At 47.4% G+C, this 23,257-nt stretch carries 17 protein-coding genes; 8 read left to right on the forward strand and 9 right to left on the reverse strand.

Annotated elements, in window-relative coordinates:
* Position 1: 1 nt before the first annotated feature.
* From cysS to rlmD, 5 genes are all read right to left on the reverse strand, one after another.
* On the reverse strand, positions 2–1,492 hold the full coding sequence (gene cysS, locus ACX0G9_RS28920; RefSeq protein WP_459068470.1) for a cysteine--tRNA ligase: 1,491 nt from the start codon (positions 1,490–1,492) through the stop codon (positions 2–4).
* A gap of 168 nt (positions 1,493–1,660) precedes the next feature.
* The gene (locus tag ACX0G9_RS28925) at positions 1,661–2,797 is read right to left on the reverse strand and encodes an endonuclease/exonuclease/phosphatase family protein (RefSeq protein ID WP_459068471.1); all 1,137 of its coding nucleotides are present in this window, start codon (positions 2,795–2,797) and stop codon (positions 1,661–1,663) included.
* An 11-nt stretch (positions 2,798–2,808) separates the two neighbouring features.
* Complete coding sequence (locus tag ACX0G9_RS28930) at positions 2,809–3,735, reverse strand: rhomboid family intramembrane serine protease (RefSeq protein ID WP_459068472.1); 927 nt, start codon at positions 3,733–3,735, stop codon at positions 2,809–2,811.
* Between the two features lie 48 nt (positions 3,736–3,783).
* On the reverse strand, positions 3,784–4,383 hold the full coding sequence (locus tag ACX0G9_RS28935; protein WP_459068473.1) for a rhomboid family intramembrane serine protease: 600 nt from the start codon (positions 4,381–4,383) through the stop codon (positions 3,784–3,786).
* A gap of 247 nt (positions 4,384–4,630) precedes the next feature.
* The gene (gene rlmD, locus ACX0G9_RS28940; RefSeq protein ID WP_459068474.1) at positions 4,631–6,040 is read right to left on the reverse strand and encodes a 23S rRNA (uracil(1939)-C(5))-methyltransferase RlmD; all 1,410 of its coding nucleotides are present in this window, start codon (positions 6,038–6,040) and stop codon (positions 4,631–4,633) included.
* Positions 6,041–6,138: 98 nt separating this feature from the next.
* Here rlmD and ACX0G9_RS28945 point away from each other — a divergent pair, with 98 nt between their 5' ends.
* Both ACX0G9_RS28945 and ACX0G9_RS28950 read left to right on the forward strand, forming a co-directional pair.
* The gene (locus ACX0G9_RS28945; RefSeq protein ID WP_459068475.1) at positions 6,139–7,617 is read left to right on the forward strand and encodes a DUF5106 domain-containing protein; all 1,479 of its coding nucleotides are present in this window, start codon (positions 6,139–6,141) and stop codon (positions 7,615–7,617) included.
* Between the two features lie 13 nt (positions 7,618–7,630).
* Entirely contained in the window at positions 7,631–9,628 is a 1,998-nt protein-coding gene (locus ACX0G9_RS28950; protein ID WP_459068476.1) for a peptidylprolyl isomerase, read from the forward strand.
* Positions 9,629–9,724: 96 nt separating this feature from the next.
* Here ACX0G9_RS28950 and metF read toward each other — a convergent pair whose 3' ends face one another.
* Positions 9,725–10,678, reverse strand: a complete 954-nt coding sequence (gene metF / locus ACX0G9_RS28955) for a methylenetetrahydrofolate reductase [NAD(P)H] (RefSeq protein WP_459068477.1) — start codon at positions 10,676–10,678, stop codon at positions 9,725–9,727.
* A gap of 238 nt (positions 10,679–10,916) precedes the next feature.
* Here metF and lptB point away from each other — a divergent pair, with 238 nt between their 5' ends.
* Complete coding sequence (gene lptB, locus ACX0G9_RS28960; RefSeq protein WP_459068478.1) at positions 10,917–11,714, forward strand: LPS export ABC transporter ATP-binding protein; 798 nt, start codon at positions 10,917–10,919, stop codon at positions 11,712–11,714.
* 88 nt (positions 11,715–11,802) lie between these two features.
* Positions 11,803–13,347, forward strand: coding sequence for a GH3 auxin-responsive promoter family protein (locus ACX0G9_RS28965; protein ID WP_459068479.1), 1,545 nt, complete (start codon positions 11,803–11,805; stop codon positions 13,345–13,347).
* Here ACX0G9_RS28965 and ACX0G9_RS28970 read toward each other — a convergent pair.
* Positions 13,304–14,569 (reverse strand): hypothetical protein, encoded by a 1,266-nt coding sequence (locus ACX0G9_RS28970; protein WP_459068480.1) that lies wholly within the window; start codon positions 14,567–14,569, stop codon positions 13,304–13,306. The two genes, ACX0G9_RS28965 and ACX0G9_RS28970, sit on opposite strands and share 44 nt — an antisense overlap.
* A 99-nt stretch (positions 14,570–14,668) precedes the next feature.
* Between ACX0G9_RS28970 and fabG the strand changes: the two genes are divergently transcribed.
* From fabG to ACX0G9_RS28990, 4 genes are all read left to right on the forward strand, one after another.
* Positions 14,669–15,418 (forward strand): 3-oxoacyl-[acyl-carrier-protein] reductase, encoded by a 750-nt coding sequence (gene fabG / locus ACX0G9_RS28975; RefSeq protein ID WP_459068481.1) that lies wholly within the window; start codon positions 14,669–14,671, stop codon positions 15,416–15,418.
* 142 nt (positions 15,419–15,560) lie between these two features.
* Complete coding sequence (locus ACX0G9_RS28980) at positions 15,561–15,863, forward strand: hypothetical protein (protein ID WP_459068482.1); 303 nt, start codon at positions 15,561–15,563, stop codon at positions 15,861–15,863.
* Positions 15,864–16,107: 244 nt separating this feature from the next.
* The gene (locus ACX0G9_RS28985; RefSeq protein ID WP_459068483.1) at positions 16,108–17,691 is read left to right on the forward strand and encodes a SulP family inorganic anion transporter; all 1,584 of its coding nucleotides are present in this window, start codon (positions 16,108–16,110) and stop codon (positions 17,689–17,691) included.
* Positions 17,692–17,777: 86 nt separating this feature from the next.
* Complete coding sequence (locus ACX0G9_RS28990) at positions 17,778–18,413, forward strand: carbonic anhydrase (RefSeq protein WP_459068484.1); 636 nt, start codon at positions 17,778–17,780, stop codon at positions 18,411–18,413.
* A gap of 77 nt (positions 18,414–18,490) precedes the next feature.
* Here the strand turns inward: ACX0G9_RS28990 and ACX0G9_RS28995 are convergent, their stop codons facing one another.
* Positions 18,491–20,092 carry a SusD/RagB family nutrient-binding outer membrane lipoprotein gene (locus tag ACX0G9_RS28995; RefSeq protein ID WP_459068485.1) on the reverse strand — a complete coding sequence of 534 codons (1,602 nt, stop codon included), beginning with the start codon at positions 20,090–20,092 and terminating at the stop codon, positions 18,491–18,493.
* An 18-nt stretch (positions 20,093–20,110) separates the two neighbouring features.
* A partial coding sequence (locus ACX0G9_RS29000; protein WP_459068486.1) for a SusC/RagA family TonB-linked outer membrane protein occupies positions 20,111–23,257 on the reverse strand: 3,147 nt, incomplete at its 5' end.

Here is a 23,257-nt window from a genome sequence, read left to right on the forward strand (position 1 = left end):
CCTAACTGAATGAATAACTCACCCCCCCATCCTTTTCATCTTTTAATACGACTCCTAACTGAAGAAGCTGGTTGCGGATCTTATCGGAAGTTGCATAATCTTTTTTGGTACGGGCATCCCTGCGGATATCGATGAGCAGATCCACTACCCCGTTTAATTTGTTATCATCAGCAGATGATTCCCCTTTCAGTCCGAGTATATCTTCGAGATAGGCCTTAAATTGTCGTTTTACGTATTCATAACATTCCGCGGACAGCGTTTGTTTTTCAAGGGCACCCATTTTCAGGGAATTAATATGATTCACCAGGGAGAACATATTGGCGAGTACCTTTGCCGTATTAAAATCATCGTTCATGAACTCATCAAACTCTCCGCACAATTTATAAAAAACAGCTTCCACTTCTTCGTTCCTTTCCTTGGCCGGATCATAATTTAATTTATTCAATTCCTGGTAAGCCTCCCATAATCTTTTTAGCCCTTTTTCAGCGGCCTGCAAGGCTTCATTGCCGAAATCCAGGGTACTGCGATAATGCGTCTGCAGGATGAAGAACCGGATCGTCATGGGAGAATAGGCCTGTTGCAGCAAAGGATGTCTGCCACTAAACATTTCCGTAAGCATGATCTGGTTACCATAACTTTTACCCATCTTCTTGCCGTTCAGGGTGATCATGTTGTTATGCAACCAGTAACGGGCAGGAACATGATTATTACAGATCGTGCTTTGTGCGATCTCGCTCTCATGATGCGGGAATTGAAGATCCATTCCTCCCCCATGAATATCGAATTGCGCTCCCAGATATTTTGTACTCATAGCGGAACATTCGATATGCCAACCGGGGAACCCTTCTCCCCAGGGACTCTTCCACCGCATAATATGCTCCGGGGGAGCAGCCTTCCATAACGCAAAATCCTGCCGGTTCTGCTTCTCGTCCTGGCCATCCAGGTCGCGTGTGGTCTCCAGCAGATCATCCAGGATCCTTCCGCTTAATTTCCCATACGGATAATGCTCCGCATATTTTTTTACATTAAAATAAACGGAACCTTTCACCTCATAACCAAAACCTTCGGCTATGATCTTTTCGATCATCCCGATCTGTTCTACGATATGACCTGTGGCGGTCGGTTCGATACTGGGATCCAGATTATTGAACTGGTGCATGGCCCAGTGGAACAGATTGGTATATTTCTGAACCAGCTCCATTGGTTCCAATTTTTCAATAACGGCTTTTTTCGCAATTTTATCCTCCGCCTCCCTGCCCTCTTCTTCAAAATGGCCGGCATCGGTAATATTGCGCACATACCTGACCTTATATCCCAGGTGCATCAAATAACGATAGATGAAATCAAAGGTTATAAAAGGGCGGGCATGCCCTAAATGGCTTTCTCCACTTACCGTGGGGCCACATACATACATACCAACATGACCGGTTATCAGCGGAGTAAAAACTTCCTTTTGCCGTGTATACGAATTATGAACTTTTAGTGCACTCATATGCTAACATTCAAGATAAATGCTAAGATACTATAAGATAGAATTGCTGCGTCAATATTTTAGTTTCCTTTCCCCGGTTAAGCCAAACCCCTTAGGCGTCTTAGCGATTACCGGAATGGATGAACCATCCGGCAATCGAATCTCATGATGGCCCTTCGGGCTAGCTGCCTACGGCAGCTTTAGGTCAGCCACTACAGGATTGTGATCCGAATAAGGAAGAGGAAATTTTCTGCATTGGAGTACGGGTATACGGGGATCGGCCAGGATATAATCGATACGGAGCGTAGGGGAAAGGTTAACATAGGTCCGGCCTATACCGAAACCCTTTTTTATAAAGGCATCCTGCCAATTTCCCCTTATCTTAAAATAAGTGTAAGAGTTCGGGATGTCGTTGAAATCCCCGCAAACGACCGCCGGGTATGGGCTTTGATCCAGTTTGGCCCGAACCTCTTCGGCCTGGTCCCCACGGTGCCGGTAAGCATTCCTGAGTTTTTTTACAATGGACCGGGAAGCCTGGACAATACTGTCTTCTACATTTTTAATGATCTCCAGATCGTGGAAATCCTTGGTTCGGAATAATACGGATTGAAGATGGGTGGTGAAAACCCTTACCCGGGTTCCTCCGACATCGATATCGGCTGCGATCAGGCTTTCCGTACCCCTGATTCCATCAGGGTGCTGGTACCTTATAAGCAAGGTGTCCGTAATGGGATACCTCGAAAAAATGATCACTCCGGCCTCATACATGCCATCATACCGGCGATAATCACGTGAAAAGTAATAATAAGGATATTTCAGCTGTTGGCGGATATAAGGAATATTTGGAGCAAACGTAGCAGCATTATGCGATTCAAAGAATTCCTGGAAACAAAGGACATCGGCCTGCTGCTGACGCAGAAACTCCATCATCTTCGCCCGGTGGCCCGAGGCGCCCGCTTTTTTAGTGATGAATTCATCCCAGCTCCGCACATTCCAGGTCAATATCCGCAGGGAGTGAGCTGGCTTTTCCGCAGCAAAATGAACCCCGGGATGAAAAGCGAAAAATGCATGGATATTTGACCATCCTGCCAAAAGAGCGGCCAGACAGATCCAGGACCAGTAACGGCGGCAGGGGACGAATAACCAGAAAATAAAAAAACCGATAATTATCACCAGCAATCCGGGAAACACAAGGCCCAACAGGGATATGAACCACCATTTGGCAGGAGGCAGGTATGCATTGGCACAGGCCAGTAAAAAAAGAAGAAGGGCGATCCCATTCGCAATGATGAACAGGCGCCGGGTAAAAATTCGGAAAATCGCCATGAATACCTAAGTTACAAATCTTCTTCGTCCGCAGCCCGCTTCAGAATCTCTTTTTCCTCATCCGTGAGGAAACGATACCCCTGCTGATTGATCTTGTCCAGGATCTCGTCGATGCGTTGCTGTGTTACGTTGGGAATCTTTTTAAAGGGTTGTGTGCCGGAAACCTTATAATAGAATTCATCTTTGGCAGAACGGGCTTTTTTTCTCCTGTCCGGATTAAAAAGGTCGTTACACCAATCGAAGAACTGATTCATCCAGATACTCCCGTCATGGCCCCTGCGCAAGAGGTAAATAAACAGGAAGCCTCCACCCGCACCCGAAAGACCGGCCAAATAGCCTCCCGCATCACCACGGGGAATTCCGGAGAAGGTGATGAGCAGGTAAATAATCGTCAATATCCAAAGAGGAATGCCTCCATTGATCATCGGGAAAATCCGGTAGTCCGGCGCTACCGTAGTCGTAGCAATTGCCACGGCGATTACGGCAGGACTTGCCCCCAGCAGGATGGCATCGGAAGCCCGGATATGGAGGCCCGGGAAAACGGCGTATACCAATAAGAATAGTACGGCACCAGCAAGACCGCCATAAAGATAGATCGGGACCAATTTCCGGTTACCGGTAAAATCCTGCAAAATATATCCAAATCCCCAAAGCCATAACATATTGGCAATAAACCGAAAGAGGTCATGGTCCGAAAACATATAGGTGATCAGGGTCCAGGGTCGCGTAGCTAACTTACCCAGGCTGGCAGGCAGAGCGAACCAACTCAGGAGATTGGTGTAAAACGGACCTCCTTTCAGATCGCTGAGAATGTAAACGACATAAATGAATTTAAGGATCACGAACAGCACCGCATTGATTACGATCAATTGGATCAATGCATTGCCATCCTGCCCCAGCAACATTCTTTTCCGATAACTATCTTCCATTACTCGCATAAAATTATTGTCACTCTAAAAACCTAACATTCAGATGCCATAAAGTGTTTAGTAAAAATTCTTCCGGTTGTCCCGGTTCCAGAAAATGACCAGCAAAAGACCTACCAATCCTCCGCCCAGGTGAGCCCAGTGCGCCACATTATCCCCTGCAGAATCCCTGATCCCGGAAAAAAGTTCGATCGCCGCATACCCTATTACTACCCATTTTGCCTTCACCGGGAAGGGAATAGGAAGGATAATCATTTCACTATTGGGAAAAAGATAACCAAAGGCGGCCAGACAGCCAAATACGGCACCTGATGCCCCAAGGGTAGGCGTGTTGACCATACCATAGGTATACTCACCCCGGAGCAACTGTTGATCAGGTGATAAGGAATAAAACTCCTGCAATAAATGCCCATTTTGATAATAAAGCACCGCCAGATGAAAAATAGCGGCCCCAATTCCGGATACAACATAAAAAGTAAGAAATCTTTTTGGTCCCCAATAATTTTCCAGGGTGCTTCCGAACATGAACAAGGCAAACATATTAAATAAAATATGCATAAAACCTCCATGCAGGAACATATAGGTCACTATCTGATGAGGCCGAAAGAACACCGATTGGATGGTATGCAAAGCAAACAGACTGTTTATCTTGCTCTCCATTTCCGGTCCTAAGGCATTTTGAGCCAAAAACACCAAAACATTGATAATAAGAAGGTTTTTTACAACTGGGGGTATCATCTGAAAACGACTCGGACGAATTTCTGTCATACTCTGTTCTGTTAAGAAATGTAAATTACTATATTTTGAAGTATTCCTTCCTTTGCCTGTACGCCGCCCGTCCTAATATATCCATCCTTTAACATTTTTGAGCGGGGGAAGGTTCTGTTCTTTATTACCGCGTTCTTTATTACCGCCTCAGCTTCAATTGCACCACATTCTCGATATGATGGGTATGCGGGAACATATCAACGGGCTGGACCCTGGTCACGGCATATTTTTCGTCCAGGATGTTCAGATCCCTGGCCTGAGTGGCAGGATTACAACTTACATATACGACGACCGGCGCTTCCATCTCCAGGATCTTCCGGGTCAGTTTCTCATGCATTCCTGCACGGGGAGGGTCCGTAATGATCACATCCGGTCTTCCTTCCGCAGCAAAAAAAGCATCATTACAGATATCGATCACATCACCGGCAAAAAAGCGGCTGTGGGTTATCCCGTTCAGCTCCGCATTTTCACGGGCGTCATCGATGGCCTCCGCGATCACTTCGACCCCGACGATCCGGGCAGCCAGCCGGCTTACGAATATGCCGATACTCCCCGTTCCGCAATAAAGGTCATACACGGTTTCTCTGCCGGTCAGCTCTGCAAAATCCCGGGTTACCCGGTATAAACGCTCCCCCTGACGGGTATTGGTTTGAAAAAACGACTTGGGGCCGATCTTGAACTGAAAATCTTCCAGCTTTTCTATGGCATATCCCTTTCCGTCATAGACCTGGGGCAACTGATCGGATAAGGAGTCGTTCATCTTTGTATTGATGGTATATAGGATGGTCGTCAGATCCGGAAATTGCTCCCGCACATGGGCTAATAAGGCTTCCCTGGCGGCCACATCTTCATTCCCAAATACAAGGTTGGCCATTACCTCTCCGGTTTCACAGATACGCAATTGCAGAGTCCGCATAAAACCCTGGTGCTGCCGGATATCATAAAATGAAAAGTCATGAGCCAGCGCATAGTCCTTTATTACCTTTCTCAGCAGGTTGGTCGGCTCCGCCTGCAAATAACAGGTATCGATATCCACCACTTTGTCAAACATGCCCCTGGCATGGAAACCAGCTACATTCTGCGTCGAAGAAACGGATGGGTCATTCAGTTCTTTGGTCAAAAGGAACCGCTTATTAGAGAAGGTGTATTCCATTTTATTCCGGTAATGGATAGAATTCTCCGCCCCCAGGATCGGCATCATCGGCGGGAGAGTTACTTTTCCGATCCGTTCCAGCACATCGGCCACCTGTTTTTGTTTGTATTGAAGCTGTTTGGGATAGGGGAGCATTTGCCACCGGCAGCCTCCGCAAACGCCAAAATGTGAACAAAAGGGGTCCACGCGGTCCGGTGAATACTGCTGATAACCTATTATGAACCCTTCGGCCCAGTCCTTTTTATTCTTAACTAATTTTACATCGACTATATCGCCGGGTATGGCATTTTCGATAAAGATGACCTTGCCATCCACACGGGCCAGGGATTTACCTTCCGCAGCATAATCTTCCACCAGAATGCCCTTAAGGGTCACATTTTTATTTTTTCTTTTCACGTGGCAAAAGTAAGAAGTAATTATTGGCGAAGCCAACATTGAGAGCATGGGGGAGACATTATGAACGAAATAAATAGTTAATTTAGCCAAAAACGATCGTGCGTAATAAGATCCTGTTATCCCTGGCAATATGTTTCTCCTGCCTGTATGCCCTGGCTCAAACCGGGCATCAGATCCAGATCACCCTGAAGCCCTATCAGAACAGTAAAGTGTACCTGGGTTATTATTATGGAAAGATGAAGGCCCTGGCAGATTCGGCCATCCTTGACGGAAATAGTTCGGGCAGTTTCAGCGGCAAAGAAAAGTTGCCAGGTGGCGTATATTTCATCGTTTCCCCCAATAAAGTGATCCTTTTTGAACTGCTGGTGGATTCCCAGCAAACATTTTCCATCAAGGCCGACACGACCAATATACCCGGAAGCGTGGTTTTTGCAGGTTCTGCCGATAATACTCTTTTCCAAAATTACACCCAGTTCACTGCCAAAAAAGGCGGGGAGATCGTAGGGGCACAAAAAGAGCTGGTCACGGTTCACTCCAGGGCCGACTCTAGCCGCCTTCAGGAAAAGATCAAAAAAGCGAACGGTGAGATCCAGCAATACCGGCAGAATGTAAGCCTCAAATACCCGGCTTCTCTATTAGCCACACTTTTCCAACTCCTGAAAGAACCCGTAGTTCCCCCAGTGCCCAAAGAAATGAAACCCGGAGCAGGAACTGCGGCAAAAGCAGGGCCTTCAGCTACCGAGAACAACCTTTTTGCCTACCGGTATTTCAAATCTCATTATTGGGATGGTATTTCCTTTACCGACGAGCGGTTGACCCGAACCCCCGTCTTTGAACCCAGGCTGGACAAATATTTCAAGGACCTGGTTCCCCCCGAAGCCGATTCCATCCAAAGAGAAGTGGACAATATCCTGCTGCAATCCCGGACCAATAAAACGATGTTCCAATACCTGCTCGTTTATTTCGTCCAGAAATACATTAACCCTGAGTATATGGGGCAGGATGCCGTTTTTGTTCATCTTTTTGAAAAATATATCAATACCGGGCAGGCTGATTTCTTCACGGAGAAATACCGGGAATATATGAATAACAGGGCCTACAGCATGATGGCCAATCTAATCGGCCAACCGGCTGCCAATCTTGAAATGGTGGACAGTTCCGAAAAAGCCAAGCCCTTGTACGGTGTGGAAGCTCCTTTTATCGTACTCTGTTTCTGGGACCCTACCTGCAGCCATTGTAAAGAGGTGGTTCCCAAGGTAGATTCCATTTTTAAGGCAAAATGGATGCAGGAAGGAGTGAAAGTGTACGGAGTCATGGTGGACGGGGGAAAGGAAGCTTGGGTCCAATTCATTAAGGATCACAATTTAACGGGCTGGCTGCACGTTTATGAGACCAAGGCTCACCATGATGCTATCGAGGCGGAGGGTAAGCCCGGGTACAAACAATTGTATGATGTATACCAAACCCCAATCCTTTATTTATTGGACAAGGACAAACGTATCATCGCCAAAAAACTCACTTACCAACAACTGGACGAAGTCATAAATCTGAAACTGCAGCATGCAAAATCCAATTAATAAGCGCCTATCTGTGAGAAAGCGTTCCCTGGTGCAAGTCTGGCCCCTTATCTTCCTGCTCACCGCTACCGTATGTTCCACTACCGTTTGTTCCACGGCTTCTGCCCAAACTCTTTTTACCTGTGCCGGCAAAACTGTGAGTAAAGATGATTTCCTGAAGGCCTATAATAAAAACAATAACGGTGCAAAAGCCTCCGGGAAATCCTACCGGGAATACCTGGAACTGTATATCCGTTATAAACTGAAAGTAAGGGCTGCCTATGAAGCTGGCCTCGATACCTTGCAAAGTCAACGCTCGGAATTACAGAATTTCCGGAGCCAGATCGCCGACAATTATCTGAAAGACGAGGCAAGCCTGGATAAATTGATCCATGAAGCTTATGCCCGCAGCCAAAACGACCTGCACCTGGCTCATATCTTCATTGCTATTAAGGCAAATGCATCCCCTGCCGATACCCTTGCCGCTTTTGAAAAAGCCAGGGTTGTGTATTCTGCACTTAAAAAGGGTAAGAACTTCAGCGAAACGGCCATTGCCTACTCAGATGACCCTTCTGTACACAATAACGGCGGGGATATCGGATATATAACCCTCTTTACTCTCCCCTATGACCTGGAAACGCTGGCCTATTCCACGCCGCAGGGTCAATTCTCAAAACCCTTCCATGGCAGGGCCGGCTATCATATTTTTAAGAACCTCGGAGAAAGAAAATCCCTGGGCAGGATAAAAGTTGCCCAGATCATGATCTCTTTTCCTCCGGGAGCCACAACAGCAAGCCGGGTCGCGGCACATGCGAAGGCGGACTCTGTCTATGACAAACTCCTGAAGGGCGCCAATTTTGCTGATTTGGCCAAATTGTACAGCGGGGATAACCTATCCTACCAGAGCGGAGGGGAAATGCCCGAGTTCGGCGTGGGGAAATACGATTCCGCCTTTGAAGCAGCAGCTTTTGCCCTGGACAAAGATGGAGCGGTCAGTAAACCAATTGCCACCAGTTACGGCTATCATATTGTCAAACGTTTGGGGAGAACTCCCGTATCCCGGCAGTTTGATAAAGAAACCGAGGACTTGTTGAAACAACAGACCGGAAGTGACCCGCGTATCCAGATCTCCCGCAAAGCCCTGTTGCATAAAATCCACCAGGAAGCCAACTTTTCCCTATCCTCTTTTTCTAGGGAGGATCTGTTTGCCTTCACGGACAGTGTTGCGGTAAACAAACCCCTCTCTTCTTACCGGAATATTTTTTATAATACCGTCCTTTTTTCTTTTACGAAACAATCCTATAGTGCCAAAGATTGGCTGGATTTTGCTACAGCCGTAAAATCCCGTCAGACCGCAGGCAGCAGGACACCTGCCAACAAGGCCCTTTTTGAGGAATATACGGAGAAAGTTTCCCTGGACTATTATCGCTCCCATCTGGAGGAGTATAACCCGGATTTCGCCTTTCAGCTGATGGAATTTAAAGAAGGCAACCTGCTTTTCGAGATCATGCAGAAAAGGATCTGGGACAAGGCATCGACTGACAGCTCCGGATTACGAAATTATTATGATGGCCATAAGGACAAATATTGGTGGGATGCCAGCGCAGATGCCCTTTTATTCACCTGCAACAATGAAAAGACGGCTTCTGATCTGAAAAAAGAACTGGAGATGAACCCATATGACTGGAAAAATGCGGCCGATAGTGCAGGGGCTGCTGCACAGGCCGATTCCGGGCGTTATGAACTTACGCAAATATCCGCCGGGCCTCAACCGGTTTTCAACCCCCGGACCTTTACCTCCTTTGTAACCAATCCGGCTGATAATACCGTTAGTTTCTCTTATATCCTGAATGTATATAAAGACAGGTCGCCCCGTAATTACCGGGATGCCAGGGGCTTTGTCATCAATGATTACCAGGCCTTCCTGGAAGATCAATGGATTGCAGAACTAAAAAAGAAATACCCGGTCAATGTAGATGAAAAGGTACTTGCGGGGCTTACGAACCCCCTTAACCCCCTAAAGGGGGAATAATAATCCCAAAGACTTTGAACGAATAAATTGGCCTGAAAGAAGGATACAGAAATAGCCGCAATCTGCTTAACTCCCCCTTTAGGGGGTTGGGGGGGGTTAAAATGTCTCCTTCACCACATTCCAGATGACCTTGGGTTTGCCCAACGTATAATAATGGAGGACAGGAACACCGGCTTTTTTTAACTCCCGGCTCTGGTGGATCAGCCATTCTTCTCCTACCCTCTCCACCTCTTCGTCATTTTTGCATTTCAGGATGGCATTGGAAAGGTCAGTAGGCAGATCGACATGAAAGACCTTTGGCAGCATACTGAGCTGCTTCTTATTGGTGATTGGCTTTAAGCCAGGTATGACAGGCACATTAATGCCCTGATCCCTGCAGGATTTTACAAAGTCAAAATATTTCTGGTTGTCGAAGAACATCTGGGTCGTGATGTACTCAGCTCCGGCCTCCACCTTTGCCTTGAGATACATCAGATCGGTTTCCAGGTTCGGAGCCTCAAAATGTTTTTCCGGATAGCCCGCAATTCCGATGCAGAAATTGGTCTTCCCTCCGTTCTTAATATCTTCTTCGATATAAATGCCATGGTTAAGGGATCCCACCTGTTTCAACAAGTCTATCGCATAAGCATGCCCACCGGGTTCGGGTTCAAAGGATGATTCATTTTTTGCCGCATCTCCCCGCAGGACCAGCACATTGTCAACGCCCAGAAAATGAAGATCGATCAGTGCATCTTCGGTCTCTCTTTTGGCAAATCCGCCGCAGATCAGATGCGGTACGGCATCTATCTGGTAATGGTTCATAATGGCCGCACAGATACCCACTGTTCCGGGCCTTTTCCTAACCTCCACCTTTTCAAAGGTGCCATCGGTCTTTTTCTTGAACATCGTTTCACTCCGATGGTAGGTAACATTAATAAAGGAGGGCTTAAATTCCATCAAAGGGTCCAGGTGATCGTATATGGAACTGATCGTCTTTCCTTTAAGGGGAGGTAAAATCTCGAACGAAACCAGGGTACTTTTAGCCTGCTGAATATGATCAATAACCTTCATAGCGATTTAATAAAATTCCCGCAAACATAATTGATTTTTTTTGAGCTGCAAGCAGCAGCCGGCTGGCAGCCAGCAGGGAATTTTGACCGGAAGGCAACCAGTTAGTGACCGGAAGGTAACCAACAGACGCCCGGCAGCAGGCTGCAAGCCAGTCATTTGTGGCCCGGAAGTCTTAAAAGTGGCATAATTTTCCTCCATTCAGCTTGTCCCTTGCCGCCTGCAGCTTAAATTTGCCGGCATGAGCCTGACCATTCATTCGCAAGATCTTGTAAAGAGCTATCGCAGCCGGACTGTAGTGAATCATGTTTCAGTAAAGCTGGAACAGGGGGAGATCGTTGGTTTGCTGGGCCCAAACGGAGCCGGCAAAACCACTACTTTCTATATGGTAGTAGGACTGATCAAACCCGATGAGGGGAATGTTTTCCTGAATGACATCAATATCACCCGTCTGCCTATGTACAAAAGGGCTCAAATGGGTATTGGCTATCTGCCACAGGAAGCATCGGTATTCCGGAAACTAAGTGTGGAAGACAACCTGAAGGCTATCCTGGAAATGACCAAGCTGACAAGGGGGGAACAACGCAAAAAACTTGAGGAATTACTGGATGAATTCCATTTGCATCATGTGCGCAAGAATAACGGAGATTCCCTGAGCGGAGGGGAGAGAAGAAGAACGGAAATAGCCAGGGCACTGGCCGTTGACCCCAAATTCATTTTATTGGACGAACCCTTTGCCGGAGTCGACCCCATTGCCGTGGAAGATATCCAATCCGTAGTGGCCCGTCTGAAATACAGGAATATCGGTATTCTGATCACCGACCATAACGTAAATGAGACCCTTTCCATCTGTGACCGGGCCTATCTCCTTATCGACGGAAAAATCTTCAAACACGGGAGCGCTGAAGAACTGGCAGAAGATGAGCAGGTAAGACGTCTTTACCTGGGACGGAACTTCGAGTTGAAACGTAAGGATTATCTGTATGAAGAAGCCAAAAAACAAGGAGAAGAATCCCAACCTAAAGAGGCAGAAGCCTGATCTCCGATTTTATTCTTTAATTTGCCGGTGCAAGACCTTCCCCTGGTGTACGGGGGCATAATTTGCCTGTAACAATTACTACCAACGGATGAAATTTTTAAGCCCGGCCATATCAAGATTAGCCAGGTTTCGCCTGTGGCACATCGAGCAATGGATGGAAAATCCGGTTGCCGTGCAACGCGAAGTATTGCAACACCTGGTTACATCCGCCCAATACACGGAATTCGGCCGGAAATATAATTTTTCCAAAATCTTTTCTATCCGGGAATTTAAACAGGCCGTTCCCATTCATGAGTATGACGACCTCAAGCCTTATATTCAGCGCACCATGAACGGGGAGCAGAATATCTTATGGAACACACCGATCAATTGGTTTGCCAAGAGCAGCGGTACGACAAGCGATAAAAGTAAATTCATCCCGGTAAGTGAAGAAAGCCTCCAGGATGGGCATTACCAGGGCGCCAAAGATGTACTGGCCTTATATTATAATTTTAACCCTGATTCGGACCTGCTGACGGGAAAAGGGCTGGTCATCGGTGGCAGCCATACCATCAACCAGGTTAATGATGATGTCCATTACGGAGATCTGAGCGCCGTTCTTTTACAAAATTCCCCTTTCTGGGGACATTGGCTGCGGACCCCGGAATTGAGTATTGCGCTCCTGGATGAATGGGAAGATAAGATCGAAAGGCTTGCCCGTAATACCATTGCCGAGAATGTCACCTCTCTTTCCGGAGTACCTACCTGGACCCTGATCCTGATCAAGCGGATTCTGGAGATCACCGGTAAAAGCTGTCTGGCCGAGGTCTGGCCTTCTCTCGAATTATATATCCATGGCGGGGTTTCCTTCACTCCCTATAAGGAACAATTCACCAAACTCATTGGAAAAGAGATCTATTATCTCGATCTCTATAATGCCAGCGAAGGGTTTTTCGCCGCTCAGGCCAGTCCCCATGACGATGGTATGCTACTGTTCCTGGATCACGGGATTTTTATGGAGTTTATGCCGGTGGAAGAATATGGCAAACCCAACCCGGAAACCATAGGTCTCCAGGAGATTGAACTGGGGAAAAATTACGCGCTGGTCGTCAATACCAATGGGGGATTGTGGAGATACCTGCTGGGAGATACGATCCAGTTCACTTCCAAGGCTCCATTCCGCATTAAGGTAACGGGCCGCCTGAAACATTTTATCAATGCTTTCGGAGAGGAAGTGATCGTAGATAATTCAGATAAGGCCATTGCCATTGCCTGCGAAAAGACCGGGGCCGTTGTCAACGATTATACGGCAGCTCCCGTTTATTTCAGTGATAAAGGGAACGGAGCCCACGAATGGCTGGTTGAATTCGAAAAGGAACCTGTCAACCGGGATCAGTTCGTTTTTGAGCTGGACAAAGCCTTACAAAGCATCAACAGCGATTACGAAGCCAAACGATATAAAAATATTGCCCTCAGCATGCCTGTCATGCACGTATTGGAAAAGGGAGTCTTTACCACCTGGCTGAAAAGCAAAGGAAAATTAGGGGGTCAGCACAAAGTCCCCCGTCTGTCCAACGACCGGAAATATATCGATGAGATCCGTTCTCTTTTTATGAATTCGTCTCAACCTCTCCAACCTGGATCACCAGCGTGATCAGGATCAGGCTTACAAAAGACGAGGTATAGAACAGGTACAGGTAAGGAACATCTATAAAACTATAAAAAAAGACCAGAGTGAGCTTCAGGATGGCGATGGGTATATTAGCCATCTTTTTTGTTTTATTCCTGAAATAACAATACAGCATACCCGCGAGCGGAACCAGGAAACTAAGGGCGATAAGCAGGGTATGCAGCAGCCTGATCCTTTTCGGACCGAAGAGCCAGGCCAGGCCCGACCCCGTTGAAAATACATTAGGACTGTCCTCCCAGACAACAGCCGCAAACTGAACATAATCGGCGGGTAGTTTCGCCAGCCGCATGAATGTCGGCCAGCCTACGGGGAGCAGAAATAACAGGACAAAACAGGCCAGGCCGGTAAAGATAAAAATGGCCGATTGTTTCCATTTCCGGTTTAATACCAAAAAAAGCACGTAGGCCGGTATCCATCCTACCAGGGCATACCTGCTCAGCATGCAAAGAGAGGCCGCAATCCCGATCAGAAGAGCATTCCCGGTCAAAAGGGATAATACCAGCAGCACGTAATAGGCAATAACCAATCCTTCCTCGGACACCGTGATCACGCCCGGTGTGTCATCGGCAAATATCCACCAGAACAGCAGGAAGGCGATTACCCCCAGAAAAAAAGACCGGTAACTGCTCCGCTGCGGACGATAAAGGAATATAAAAATACTGCAGGAAAAAAACAAACCGGCAACAGTGATCCAGCGCAGATCGAGGTCCAATACAACGGCAGGAACGAATGGCAGCCACATGGCCGGCAGGTAGATAGGCTGAACGCCGTTCCAAATCCAGGGTATCAGGTCATAGACCTGTCTGGAATGCCCTCCGGCAAAGCGCTGACCCATCACCTTTATTATAGGCAGCATATCCGCGTAATTAATATCCAGGGGAATCTCATCGAACCAGAGCAGACAGAGATTATACATGACGAGCCCCAGCAGACCGCATATTACAAGGCGGTAAAGATTCAGCCGCCGGTTCTCTTTGCTCCATCCCAACCGGGGAATTTTTAATTCAGGAGCCGCTAACAGAAAAAAGCTGATACAGATACCGGAAATAAAATAGAGAATGGAAAAGAAGGGTGTGCCGCCGGGAATCTTTAAAAAATAGGTTACACAAAGCGTTTCGACCGCAAAAAGGGTCAGGATCTTTGTTTTTAAGTGTCGGGAAAAGGCCATAGGTTGCAAAAGAAACACAAATAAATATATTTTTTCACCAACAAGCGCATGAGTTTATATATTTGACGGCATTTAAATCTAATAATAGTACCTGGAACAACCCTAAAAAGTAAAAAAATGAAGTTACTGGAAAATAAACTGGCCATTGTTACCGGCGCAAGCCGTGGGATCGGGGAAGCCATTGCCCTTAAATTGGCGGAGCAGGGCGCCAATATCGTTTTTACCTACCTGAGCAGCGAAGAAAAGGCAAAGGCGCTGGAAGAGAAATTGAAAGGGATGGGCGTAAAAGCCAAAGGATATAAAAGTAATGCCGGCGTCTATGCAGAGAGTGAAGCCCTGGTGAATGATGTCGTAAAAGAATTCGGGACGGTGGATATTTGCGTAAACAATGCCGGGATCTCCAAGGACAATTTGTTACTGCGTCTGACACCCGAACAATGGGACGAAGTGATCAATGTAAACCTGAAGAGCGTCTATAATATGACCAAACAGGTAATCCGGCCCATGATGAAGGCTAAAAAGGGCTCGATCATCAATATGAGTTCGATCGTTGGGGTCCGCGGAAATGCCGGACAAAGCAGCTATGCCGCCTCCAAAGCAGGCATTATTGGCTTCACCAAGTCCATCGCCCAGGAATTAGGCAGCCGGAATATCCGATGCAATGCGATCGCTCCCGGTTTTATCGAAACGGACATGACCCATTACCTGAAGGACGGAGATGCCTCGAAAGCCTTCCTGGAAAAGATTCCCCTGGGACGTTTCGGCACCGCCGAAGAGATCGCCAATACCACCCTTTTCCTGGCCAGCGATCTGAGTTCCTATATCACCGGACAGGTGATCAGCGCCTGCGGCGGATTGAACATTTAAACAACTTTATAGAAATTTACATAAACTTCCCAATAGTAATGAAGCCCCATAACTAAACAGTTACGGGGCTTCATTACTATTTTGTTAAAATAGGGGTCCGGTGTTTCCTATTCTCTTGATTGTTAGCTAAATTTGCCACACTTTGAGAATTCGCAAGATCATATCGGTTTTTCTTTTGCTCGTATTATGCATACAGCTTTTGCCGTTGAAACAAACGGTGAAATGGTTGCTGGGCGGACAAATGACCGAAGAGATCGTTCATACCGGAGATACGGGTAAATCGAACCGTAACGGAGATGAACTGCACAAACAATTTTTGCCCGTTTATTATCCGACCCTCGTCCAATCCATATTATTGGGCTCCCTTTCATCGGGTCATGCCCGTTCCGAAGAACTGAAAGGCCGGCACGCAGACGATATCACCACCCCTCCGCCCAATTGTTGACCCTTCCTGATTTATTTTATTCAGAACATTTTTCCGATCATTTATTGGCCGATACCGGCTCTTGCCAGCGCGTATATCTGTTATGTGTAGTTATTCTTTGCGGTTAAGACCGTGGGAGAACACACTGAAATACGTCTGTGCCATGATAGCATTGATCCCGGACAGCAGAGATCCCGGTTAGCAGAGACCACGGATAGAAGAGGTCCCGTTTACCACCACAAGAACTCCTTAAAGAGATAAATTTATGAGCGCGTCTAAAAAATTGTTTCAAAATACTGCGGCCGATATTCCCGCAGCCGTTGTCGTATTCCTGGTAGCCTTACCCCTTTGTTTGGGGGTGGCCCTGGGCTCAAATGCCCCCTTATTCTCCGGTATTATCGCCGGAGTCATCGGAGGGCTGGTTATTGGTGCGCTTAGCGGTTCCAACCTGAGCGTAAGCGGTCCGGCAGCCGGTCTTACGGCTGTAGTGGCCGTGGCTATCGGGAAAATGCCCGTTTTCGAGGCTTTCCTGTTATCTGTGGTGATCGCAGGTATCCTCCAGATCGTCTTCGGATTTATCAAGGCTGGGGTGCTTGGCAATTTTGTGCCTAACTCCGTCATTCGAGGGATGCTGGCCGCTATTGGTATCATTCTCATTCTCAAGCAGTTGCCTCATTTGGTTGGTTATGACAAAGATTTTCAGGGCGATGAAGCCTTTATTCAGATCGATCAGGAAAACACTTTTTCGGGGCTGATCTATTCGTTAAATTATCTCTCTCCCGGTGCCATCCTGATCGGTGTACTGTCCCTCGTCGTCCTGTTTCTCTGGGATCAGAAATTCTTTAAGACAAAGAAAATATTCACTTATATACCCGGACCCTTAGTCGTTGTTGCCGGAGGCATCCTGTTAAATAAATTCCTCAGCAGCTCAGGAGGCGTCTTTGCCATTGACCCCCAGCATCTGGTCTCCCTGCCGGTGGTTCAAAGCCTTTCGGCGGCTTCTGATCTGGTCCGCTTTCCAAAATGGGAGTACCTGGGCAATTATCATGTCTGGATCACCGGGTTAACCATTGCCCTGGTCGCCAGCCTGGAAACCCTGCTCAGTATCGAAGCAATCGACAAACTGGATCCCTATAACCGCCACACGCCCACCAACAGGGAATTAAAGGCACAGGGAGTAGGCAATCTGATTTCCGGTCTTCTGGGTGGTCTTCCGATAACGTCTGTGATCGTTCGCAGCTCGGCTAATCTGAATGCAGGAGCGAAAAGCCGTTTGTCTACCATGTTCCATGGGCTGTTCCTGTTACTCAGTGTCCTTTTTATCCCCGGTTTGCTGAATATGATCCCTTTGAGCGCCCTGGCGGCCATCCTGATCGCTACCGGCTATAAACTGGCCAAGCCCGCTTTATTCAAGGAGTTTCACCGGAAAGGCTGGGACCAGCTTATTCCTTTCATTGTGACCATCCTGGCCATCCTGTTGACCGACCTGCTGATCGGGATCCTGATCGGTATGGGTGTTGCGTTGTTCTTCCTGATCCGGAGCAACTTCCAATCGGCCGTAATGGTTGTTCATGATGATAACAAATACCTGGTGCGGTTCCGCAAGGACGTTTCTTTCCTGAATAAGCCGATCGTGAAAGACAAGCTGGAATCCGTTCCACCGGATTCTTTTGTTCTGATCGATACGACCCGGGCCGATTTCATCGACAAGGACGTCATCGACCTGCTGAATGAATTCCTGCGGCATGCCCATTTGAAAAACATCAGGGTAGAGGTCAAAAAAAGTGGTTTTAAATCCCTGCACCAGCTGATCAATGAACAGGAACAACTAAATGGCCGCGCTGCATAGACCTCAGCCGGAGATGCTATTTATTAATAAATTAGCATGGCGCCGGCAAATGTTCACTTATTTTTGTAACAATTAAAATCAATACCATGTTTCCTATAGATAAACTATTATTGGAAAATAAAGCCTGGGCGGCTGAAAAAAAAGCCGACGACCCGGGGTACTTCGAGCGCCTCGCGCATTTGCAGACCCCTGAATTTTTATGGATCGGTTGCAGCGACAGCCGGGTCCCCGCCAATGAGATCACCGGCACCCAGCCGGGAGAAATATTCGTACACCGTAATATCGCCAATATGGTCATCCATACGGATGTGAACCTGTTGAGCGTTCTGGAATATGCCGTAACCCATCTTAAAGTCAACCATGTCATCGTCTGCGGACATTATGGCTGCGGAGGGATCAAGGCAGCTATGACCAACCACGATTACAAACAGGTATTGAATATGTGGCTGCGGAATATCAAGGATGTTTACCGGCACAACCGGCCAGAACTGGAAGCCATCGAGGATTTTGAAAAAAGGGCAGACCGCCTGACTGAGCTGAATGTCATGGAACAGGTATTGCACCTGGCCAAGACCTCCATTATCCAAAGAGCCTGGAAAAATGAACAACGGCCGCAGCTGCATGGCTGGGTATACGGGCTAAAAGACGGCATGATCAAACCGGTCTTTGAAATGGGCGCCAATTCAAATATCGATCCTCTTTATGTATATGACAATTTGTAAACCGGGTATAAAAATCGGGATATAAAAAATCGGGCTGCATTAAATGCAGCCCGATTTTTTTCTCCTGTTATCCGATCTTATTTAGCGATCCAGATCTTGTTGGTATTCAAATCGTTTCCACCGGTCGCCACCTTCCAGTTATCCCGGTTATAGCTCGCTTCATCATCGGGATAAACGAACCGGTTGTAAGTGCCGAAATTACTGGCATAGTATTGTGCATTATCCGGTGACATAGGCGTCAATCCACCGGTCCTTCTAAGCAGAGTCCATGCCTCTCCCGGCTGCCTGTATTGATCTATCCAGAGCTGCGCATAAATCTGTTTTAACGCATTGTCTGCATTCACGAGATCATAAGCAACAACCGGGTTAGTTAATAAAGCTGTTAATTCGGCGGGAGAAGCCGTTGCTGAAGCGGGCTTATTAACAGTCCATGTCGGACAGTTGAAGGCAATGCTCTTCCACATGTTGACGGACGCGGTCACCCCTGCGTTATATTCTGTTTGAGCGTGTGCAGCATCTGCCGTCGTTCCCAACCCCCTGTTATAGATCTCGGCTTTTAAGAAATGCACCTGGGCGGCCGTTAGCATCAATTCCGGAATATAGGTCAGATCCTGCTCAAAATACAGGTTAAAAGGCGAGTAGATACAGGCCACTCCTTTTTTAGTCCAGGTGGTAAAGCGGTCGGTGCTATACGGAGTTCCGCCTTCGTTCGGCGTGGAAGTTGTCGGGTTTTGCGGATAAGGCACCCAATCCCCGGCATTATTCGGTTCGTAAAAAATGGTACAGCGGGGATCGAAAATACCGCTTCCGTCCGTGCTGTTATTGGCGGACATCAGGTTCCACATGGTAGTGCCCAGCCGCAGATAACAGTTGGAGGAGAAACCCCATTGCCTCCATTGGAACTGCAACCCGGGAATATTGGAAGGCCATAAGCCGACATCCTGCCCGTCCGCCAGCAAAGGTTTGCCAAGGGCTTCTGTAATATGGGAAGCCGCAAGCGTATTGTTCTTATCGTACATAGTAACGGCAACATACAAACGCAAACTATTGGCAAAGGAAGTCCATTTCGATATATCGTTCTGAAAAAAGGTCTCGGAACTCCCTACCGAATATTGCGCAGGGTCCGTACTGAAATTATCCAGAGCCCATTTCAGATCGGTCAGGATGGCCGTATAGATATCAGCCTGTTTGTCATAGGGGACCTTGTACCCAACTGCGCCATCCAGCGGGGCATATCCGGCCTTGAAATAAGGCATATCGCCGTAGTAATTGGTGACCTTGAAGGTCTTATAGGCCATGATCGTCTTCAGCATGGCAGAAAGATTCTTCATGGTCGAGGAATCGGCAGCAGCGCTTATCCGGGTCTGTATCAACCTGTAGCTGGCCATGGTCTTATAATAATTCGTCCACAACGCGCTTTTGGCATTATCATAAGGGTATGCCCCTGAGGTGACGATTCCCTGTTGGGTAATGGGATAGATCCAGGAATCGAGGACCGAATATTCACCCGGAGTGACGGGCAAAGAACTGATGATCCCATTGAAAAGGGCCGGTGTAGACACGTCCGTCGCTCCTTCCGGGGGAGTATTGATGGATTCAAAGTTCTTGGTACAGCCGCCTGAAATCAGCAGCGCCATAAAAATAATAAGCCTTCCCGTATTATTTATAATGTATTTCACAGTGCTAGATTTAAAGGGTTAAAGTTTGACTTTTAATGAAAAACCCAGATCGCGGGTACCCGGAAATTCTGACCACTGCACGCCTTGCCCGTTGCCAATACCATTGATGGCCTCCGGGTTCAGGTGATCGGGCAGGGAAGAGTAGAAGTAGAACAGGTTGCGACCGATCAGGGAGATATCAAGGCCTTGCAATACCCTGGTCTTTTTAATGATCTTATCCGGAATGCTGTAGGTAAATGTAAGTTCTCTCAATTTGACCCAGGAGTTGGTAAAGATGGAATTGCTGCGAGGCATATTCACATTCGACCAGGCTTCATATTGTCCCGCATATTTCCACATATAATGCACCACATCCGTATTAGGTTTTCCGTCGGAAAATACCCCGTCCAGGATCACCCCATGATTGCCTTTGGAATTGTCGGCATAGGTAAAAGGTAATCCGCCGCCATTTCTTTCTTTAAGGGTTTCAGGAGCAAGTCCTTCCCCCATAGCTGCCGAGTAATCAGCCGAGAAGATCTGTCCGCCAAGTTTGAAATCGGTTAAAAAGTACAGGCTGAAATTCTTATACCGGAAAGTATTTCCCAGGCCACCCGTTAATTTGGGAGTTGCATTGCCTATTGGAACAGGATCGGCGGTCGTTACATACTGAGTTCCTACAACCGTGTTGGGATTGGATTGATCAAGAACTCTTTTTACTACTTTTTTGCCATTCAGGTACGTATAATCATACCCGTAAATGGTTCCATAATTCTGACCAGCCTTCACATACATCTGTACACCATTGGTACCCCAGAGATCCTGCAGCGGGAACTGGTCGATACCTTTGGCGAGGGAGATCACTTTATTCTGGTTGTGTGCGCCGTTCAAGGTTACATCCCAGCGGAAACTCCTGGTCTGGATTGCCGTTGCCCGAACGATAAATTCGATGCCTTTATTGGAAAGTTCTCCCGTATTAAAGGTTACTCCGCCAGCGCCTGAAGACCAAGGCAGATTACTGTTCAGGATCTGGGAAGTTGCCTTGGTCTGGTAATAGGTGAATTCAACATTTACCCGGTTGTTCCACAGACCTGCTTCCAGGCCTAGCTCATAAGAAGTGTTCCGTTGAGGAACCAGGAATTCGGCTGGAGGTAATTTGTCCAGATAGGCCCGCACCGGCTGGCCGCCAAAAGAAGAGGGAGGATTCGCATTCAACGGATTCGATATCACGGTAGACTGATAGGTATAGGTAGATGCATAAGGCGGCGCCCCATTAGCACTTTTAGCTGCCGAGACCTTCAGTTTTCCGTAACTCAGCCAGTTTATATCCCGGAATGCTTTGATGTTTTCTGTAAACACATAACTCAGACTTGCCGATGGGAAGAAATACGATGCCGTTTTGATCGGTAAAGTTGAAGACCAGTCATTTCGACCCGTTACCTGTAAAAACAGATAATTGTCATAAGACAGATCCAGTATGCCAAACATGGAATTCAGGTTATAGTTGTTCCAAACTTCCACAGGTGCAGGTATTCCGGTCGGGTTGGTGGTATTGGATAAAAAATAACGGAACGGGATCGTCCAGGGATCGGTGCTTGCCTTCCCATAGGTAGCATTCGGTTCACCGCTGTTCCAGGCATTGTTATCATACATCCGGCTCTTGAGGGCACTATTGCCTACGAGTAAACTTCCATTGAATTTTGAACCGAACAATTTTTCTTTGTGCAGGGTTGTGAAAAGCTCCAGGTTCACATCGCTGTTGTTGATATTCTCAATGCCATATTGTCCTTTTACGCCGGCTGCATCGATCGGGGAGTATTTGCTTTCTATACCCGTGTTAGCGTAGTTAATGGAAGAACGGCCGGTTATGTTCAGCCAAGGCGTAATATCTGCCGATAATTTGACGGAACCCAGGAGCTGATTGCGGGTAAGCCGTTGGTTCTGTTCTTTCAGGTGCCAGAAAAGACTGTTGTTATAATTGTTCTGATAGGGATAAAAACCAAATGCCCCGGTTTGGCTGAAATCGTTCTTGCTGCCATCGGCATTTTTGTAGGAATTAAATTCCAGCGGTTTGTAGTCCCTTGACATGGAATAGATCATAAAATTCGTCCACCCGTAATCGTTGGCTACATCCGGTACGTTCAACCGGTTATAGTTGGTATAACTAACGGATACCTCAGCCTTTAATTTTTTTGACAGGTTAAGACTGGAGCCCAGGTTAATATTGTTCTGGTTGTAATTACTATTTTTAAGGATAGCGGTATTATCCTGGCGCGTAAATCCAACACGGACGCTTCCAAAATCTCCGCCGCTGTTGAAGGACAAATTATGCGTCGTCGTATTCCCGGTCCGGAAAAATGCTTTCCGGTTATCCGGCTGCGGATCCCATTTACGTTTTACACCATCCCACCAGGTAATCTCCGTACCATCCAGTTTATGGCCCCAGGATGCACCGGGTCCATACCAGCTGAAAACATCCCAGGTGGAATAACCTCCCGGAATAGCTCCGGCCCCTTCAAATTCTTTACCAACGGGTGTACCGTCCCAGGGATAATTACCTGGATACCGCAAGTCGCCCCCAGCTGTCTTGGGAAATGGAGCGTCAGCCGACCATAGGGCATTGGCACCACCATAACCATAAGAATTCTGTACATCCTGGTAACGATAGGGGTTGGTAAATAAACTTGATACATTATAATCAAGGCCCAATCCCGGCCTTTTGCCTCCCTTTTTGGTAGTAATCAGGATCACCCCGTTGGAGCCCCTGGCCCCATATAAAGCGGCAGCAGTGGCGCCTTTTAGGACTGTAACATCCTGGACATCGTCCCCATTCAGAAAATTCATATAGGAGCCCCAGTCTTTAGGGCTAACCAGGTCGCTACTGGGTCCATTCGCTCCATTGGTGGGAGTTGACAGGGATGATTGCTGACCGCCTACGGGGTCGTTCTGGACCTGTATTCCATCTATGACCAGCAAGGGCTGGTTACTGCCTAATATGCTGTTATTTCCCCGGATTACGATCCGTTGAGAGTTACCCTGCACCCCGTTGGAGGCCGTAATGTTTAGACCGGCGGATTTGCCCATTAAACCTGTTGCCAGATCCGGAGGGCTCGCCTGGGTAATATCGGCGCCTGTCACCTTTTGGGCGGAATAGCCTATCGACCTTGATTCCCTTTTGATGCCTAAGGC

The organism is Flavitalea flava (assembly GCF_054461575.1).